Source organism: Streptococcus suis, assembly GCF_046032115.1.
In the GTDB taxonomy this organism is placed as follows: domain Bacteria; phylum Bacillota; class Bacilli; order Lactobacillales; family Streptococcaceae; genus Streptococcus; species Streptococcus suis_AJ.
This window is the reverse complement of record NZ_JARQOZ010000040.1, coordinates 12992-17359: the sequence shown is the minus strand read 5'-3', so window position 1 is coordinate 17359 and position 4368 is coordinate 12992. Positions and strand designations below refer to the sequence as shown.

Here is a 4368-nt window from a genome sequence, read left to right as displayed (position 1 = left end):
ACGCGTTTTCTAAAATCAATTCCGTAAGTCATAAGTCTATTTTATCATACATCAAATAAAAACTAAACAACTATAATTACATTATTCCTGCTCAGCAAAAAAGTCAACAAAGGCAGGGGCAATGTAGTCTCGATACTTCTCTGGATTCTCGCGAATGAGGGTCGCTGATATACCAAATTTTCTAGGACTGAAATGAGCTTGATAGCCTCGATTTTGCAGTTCCTGAGCGTATTCTTCCTCAGACACATAGAAGACTGGTACTTGATGTTCAGACAAGTACAATAGACCAAGCAAGCTGTCTAGCCAAAGGTCCCAGCCATCTGGATAGGGAGGCAAGTCTGTTTCATCCAAGGCACGAACTCTGACCAAATCATCACCCTCAAACTGCTCTTGAGCAAATTGAAATCGTTTGGTCAAATCTAAACCAATCAAGTCACCACGATCCTTATCATAACCAGACACGACCACACAAACCTGACCACAGGCCAACTTTGCTCGCTCGATCAAATCCAAATGTCCCTTGTGCATGGGGGCAAAGGTTCCGAAAACAACAGCTATGGTTTGATTCATATATTTCCTTTCTACTTGCTAAAGAGGCGAGCAAGCAGCCCAGCACCTCTTCTCAGAGTTCGTGTCAACATCTCAGCGCAGTGGTTGATTGGCAGATTTATTCGTGTTTTACACTCCAAATCTGACCACTATGACTGATACGAACTGAGTTCGCCTTATCTCCAACCTCAAACTGTCTCCCAGACAGTTTGAGCTGTGCGGGGGTGAGAAGACGAACTCTTTTTTAGACTAGTCGAGTTCTTTCTCACTCCCTATTTCATCCGTTTTTCAAAACAGATGAACAATTCTACGTCTGGAAAATTAGGCACATGTTCCATTGGATGGGCAGGATTGAAAAATTCCACAATCTGAAAGCCACATTCTTTTGACCAGTCCCCAACAAAGCCAAAATAAGGTATGCTGATGTCAGGCTGCCCCTCCGTCAATGATTGGAAGTAAATATCCCCTTCTGCAAACTGGTCTTTCGCTTCTCCTGCATCCAATCTCAGGCGAATAGTTTTCTTCTCTTTCGGACCCAGTTGAATGGATTGCTCAGAAAGATGAATACTCGAGCCCTTGATTTCTGTCGCATGAATCTCTTTAACTACTTTTCCAGAACGCCCTATCCTATCAATAGGAACATCTTGACTAGTCAATACTTTCCCAGATGAAATAGCAAAGCTTCTTTGTTGGTTTTCAAGATTTTCCAAGGTTACCTCAAATTCTGTCTCACGCCCTATTTCTTTTAATTCCACCCCTCCTTTTAGACGGTGGTGAAGAATCACATCTGTTTCAAAGGCTCTATCAATCTGCAACAGACCAGCACCTTGTCGTCTCGGAGAATTTTCCAAAGCATGCCCAGATGAATCTAGAACATCAATCAAAGGGGTAGCAGTATTCATCAAAATGATTCTCAGCAAATCCATCCTAGTCACGCCTTCTGGTGGTGTCATTTGGCGAATCCGTGGCAATAAAAGTACGCTGCATCCGCTACAATCGACGATGCTATCGAAGCCCCTGACATGAAGTCTTAGTTAATAACTTAATAAAACAATACAAGATATACAGAAACAGAAGCCACCCCAGAACAGTTATGTAAAGCACACTACTAATTGAGCTATTTTCATACTGCTTTATCTCGTCTTTATTTTCTTGACCCGTTACTTCTTCTTTCACGGCTTCACTTACATCAGGTTCTCGATAAGCATTTACCAACAAGCGATAGTCAAAAGGAGGAACTAACGGATCACATGTCAACAGCGTTACCATATCCTGATTTTCAACAGGCAATAATTTTTGCCAATCGGTCGCCTTAATGACTTCTGTATTTTTGACCAAATACGTCAGTGTTGTCCCACCGATTTCAATGAAAATCCTATCTCCCTCTTTTAGTTCCGATAGTCGAAAGAATCTTAAATCAGTATACCAACTACGATGGCCTGCGATAACACTTCGACGACCGATTCCACCGACTGGCAAATCCGTTCCAATAACAGAAGCGACTCCATCATTTAAATGCTGGGCTGTGGCTCCGATATAAATCGGCTGGCGAATTTCAATACTTGGAACGCTCAGATAACCAATCACACCACCTTCCAAAGCGGGAACAACAACAGAATTACTATCCGAACTATTCTTTTCTGCAAAAGGGTCAATTGTTGGGATATCTCCGCTACTGATTTGTTCTTCATAAGTATCAATTGCCGCTTTTTGCTCTGACGAAAATGATGTCGAACGGCTTTGGTAGGACTGATAGTGTCGATAGGTCTGAAACTCATGCAAAGACATATTCGTCAGTAAGACTAACGGCAGTAATAAGCCAATCAGCATGAGAATGTAGCCAATTTTTTTCATCATTTCACTTTTACCTTCCGATTCTTCTTCCTACGGCGAAGATAGAGGATCGCAACAATCACTAGTATAATCAGTAAAGCTATTAAGTAGGATAGCGTTAGCATATCCAAAAAGAATACTGGTTTTTCATTTTTGGCAACTTCAGGCTCGTAAGGAACACGGTGCCCACGCACCAACAAACGATGACTGTTGATCATATACGGTGTACAGGTCAATAAAGTAGCATAGTCTTTTCCAGCCTGTACCAAGACAGGATCGAAGTCACTCGGCTCAACAACTAAGATTTGATCCACCTCATAAGCTAGTGTTTCTGCTATGTTATGAATGTAAAACTGATCCCCGACTTTGAGACGATCGAGGTTGGTAAACAGGGAAGCATTGGGCAAACCACGATGGGCTGTTATGACAGTGTGAGTACTTTCACCACCAACCGGCAATGACGACCCCTCTAAGTGTCCGGCCCCTTTTTGTAATACATATTCAGTTGTCCCAGCATAAATGGGAATCCGCTCATTGATTTTTGGAATTTCCACAAAACCAATTTTTTCCTTAACCTCAAGCATGCGCGCATATTCTGCAACTCCAGCTTTTTCTTCCTCTGTGTAGGGATCTTGCAGCTTGCGAGGGTCCAATGTCTGGTTATAGGCCCTAGCATATTCCAATCTTTTTAAAACTTCCTCACTCGGTAACTGTTGGGCTTGTTCATAAAACGACTGAATTTCACGATTAGAATCATAGCGATAGTAAAACTGTGAAATCCAAGGATACAGTGTCACTATTAAACCAAAGAGAAATAGGAGTTTCAGGAGTATGGATTGTTTGGATTTCCCCTTTTTCGTTTTATGTTGTAAGCGTTTTATCATTCTCAAACTTCTCTACCTGCTTTTTCTTTTTCCGTCTTCTTGTAAATAAGATAATCAACAAAATAATCACCAACATTCCCAAAGCATACAGAAGATAACGGATAAGAATACGCTTCTCTACATTTTCAGCTGCTTTAAGATGGTCTTCCGCAACGTAAGGAACACGATGACCACGAACCAATAAACGGTGTGTATTTACCATATAAGGTGTACAAGTTAATAACGTCGCATAATCCTGCCCAGGTTTTATCAAAAGTTCGTCAAACTGAGTTGGCTCAACAACCAATATTTGGTCTACTTTATAAGCTAACGTTTCTGCAATATTGTGAATATAGAAAGTATCGCCGATTTTTACCTTGGTTAAGTCCGTAAATAGGCGAGCTTTCGGCAAACCTGTATGAGCAGTTAAGACTGTATGCGTATCACTTCCCCCAACCGGTAAAGAAGTTCCTTCTAAGTGACCGACACCTTTTTGTAATACGGTTTCAGAGGTTCCTGCATAAATAGGTATTTTTACATCAATTTTTGGAATTTCAACATAGCCTATCTTTTCATGCAATTCCAACATCCGTGCATACTCCGCCCGTCCAGCTTCATGACGTGATTTGGTATAGGGGTCTTCAGAGACCACATTATTCAAGCTTTCATTAAAAGCTCGAGCCAAATCCATCCGTTCTTGAACCTCTTTGGTCGTTAAGTTTTGTTTTTCTTGATCGAAAGAAGTCGTTAGTTGATCAGCCTCGTACCGATAATAAAAATTGGAAATATGTGGATAGAGTAAAATCCCCAGTCCGATTAAAAATACTAGATAAAACGGGAGGTTACTCTTCTTTTTTTTCTTTGTCACTTTATCTGACTTTTTTTGTATTTGATTCTTATTTTTTTTCATGGCTTTTCTACATTTTTTGTTATGATGCCACTGCAAGCATCTTGCATCGTCTTTCCTTCAACTTTGTGAACACACGTTGAATCTTCTAGAGTTTTTTCAGTCTATACTCAACGAAAACCCAAACCGAAGACAAAGACTTGTTGATAAGTTCTTGACAACGGATACTGTTGATTTTCGAGGAGTATAGTCCTTTAGTTCACTTTTAGTACTAGA

5 protein-coding genes are annotated in these 4368 nt (G+C 40.7%); all 5 read right to left on the bottom strand.

Annotated elements, in window-relative coordinates; translation table 11 throughout:
• Window positions 1-81: 81 nt before the first annotated feature.
• Complete coding sequence (locus P7J36_RS10060; RefSeq protein ID WP_408552011.1) at window positions 82-570, bottom strand: adenylyltransferase/cytidyltransferase family protein; 489 nt, start codon at window positions 568-570, stop codon at window positions 82-84.
• A gap of 251 nt (window positions 571-821) precedes the next feature.
• The gene (locus P7J36_RS10055; RefSeq protein WP_408552012.1) at window positions 822-1502 is read right to left on the bottom strand and encodes an Fn3-like domain-containing protein; all 681 of its coding nucleotides are present in this window, start codon (window positions 1500-1502) and stop codon (window positions 822-824) included.
• Between the two features lie 52 nt (window positions 1503-1554).
• Window positions 1555-2406: a class C sortase gene (locus P7J36_RS10050; protein WP_408552013.1), complete on the bottom strand. Its 852-nt coding sequence runs from the start codon at window positions 2404-2406 to the stop codon at window positions 1555-1557.
• Window positions 2403-3266: a class C sortase gene (locus tag P7J36_RS10045; protein ID WP_408552014.1), complete on the bottom strand. Its 864-nt coding sequence runs from the start codon at window positions 3264-3266 to the stop codon at window positions 2403-2405. Before P7J36_RS10045 ends, P7J36_RS10050 begins: the two co-directional genes overlap by 4 nt.
• Entirely contained in the window at window positions 3244-4155 is a 912-nt protein-coding gene (locus tag P7J36_RS10040) for a class C sortase (protein WP_408552015.1), read from the bottom strand. Before P7J36_RS10040 ends, P7J36_RS10045 begins: the two co-directional genes overlap by 23 nt.
• Between the last annotated feature and the right edge of the window lie 213 nt (window positions 4156-4368).

Coding starts and splice junctions, on each gene's coding strand:
- P7J36_RS10045 (WP_408552014.1), bottom strand. CDS start 3,266: ATGATAAAACGCTTACAACATAAAACGAAAAAGGGGAAATCCAAACAA.
- P7J36_RS10040 (WP_408552015.1), bottom strand. CDS start 4,155: ATGAAAAAAAATAAGAATCAAATACAAAAAAAGTCAGATAAAGTGACA.
- P7J36_RS10055 (WP_408552012.1), bottom strand. CDS start 1,502: ATGACACCACCAGAAGGCGTGACTAGGATGGATTTGCTGAGAATCATT.
- P7J36_RS10060 (WP_408552011.1), bottom strand. CDS start 570: ATGAATCAAACCATAGCTGTTGTTTTCGGAACCTTTGCCCCCATGCAC.
- P7J36_RS10050 (WP_408552013.1), bottom strand. CDS start 2,406: ATGATGAAAAAAATTGGCTACATTCTCATGCTGATTGGCTTATTACTG.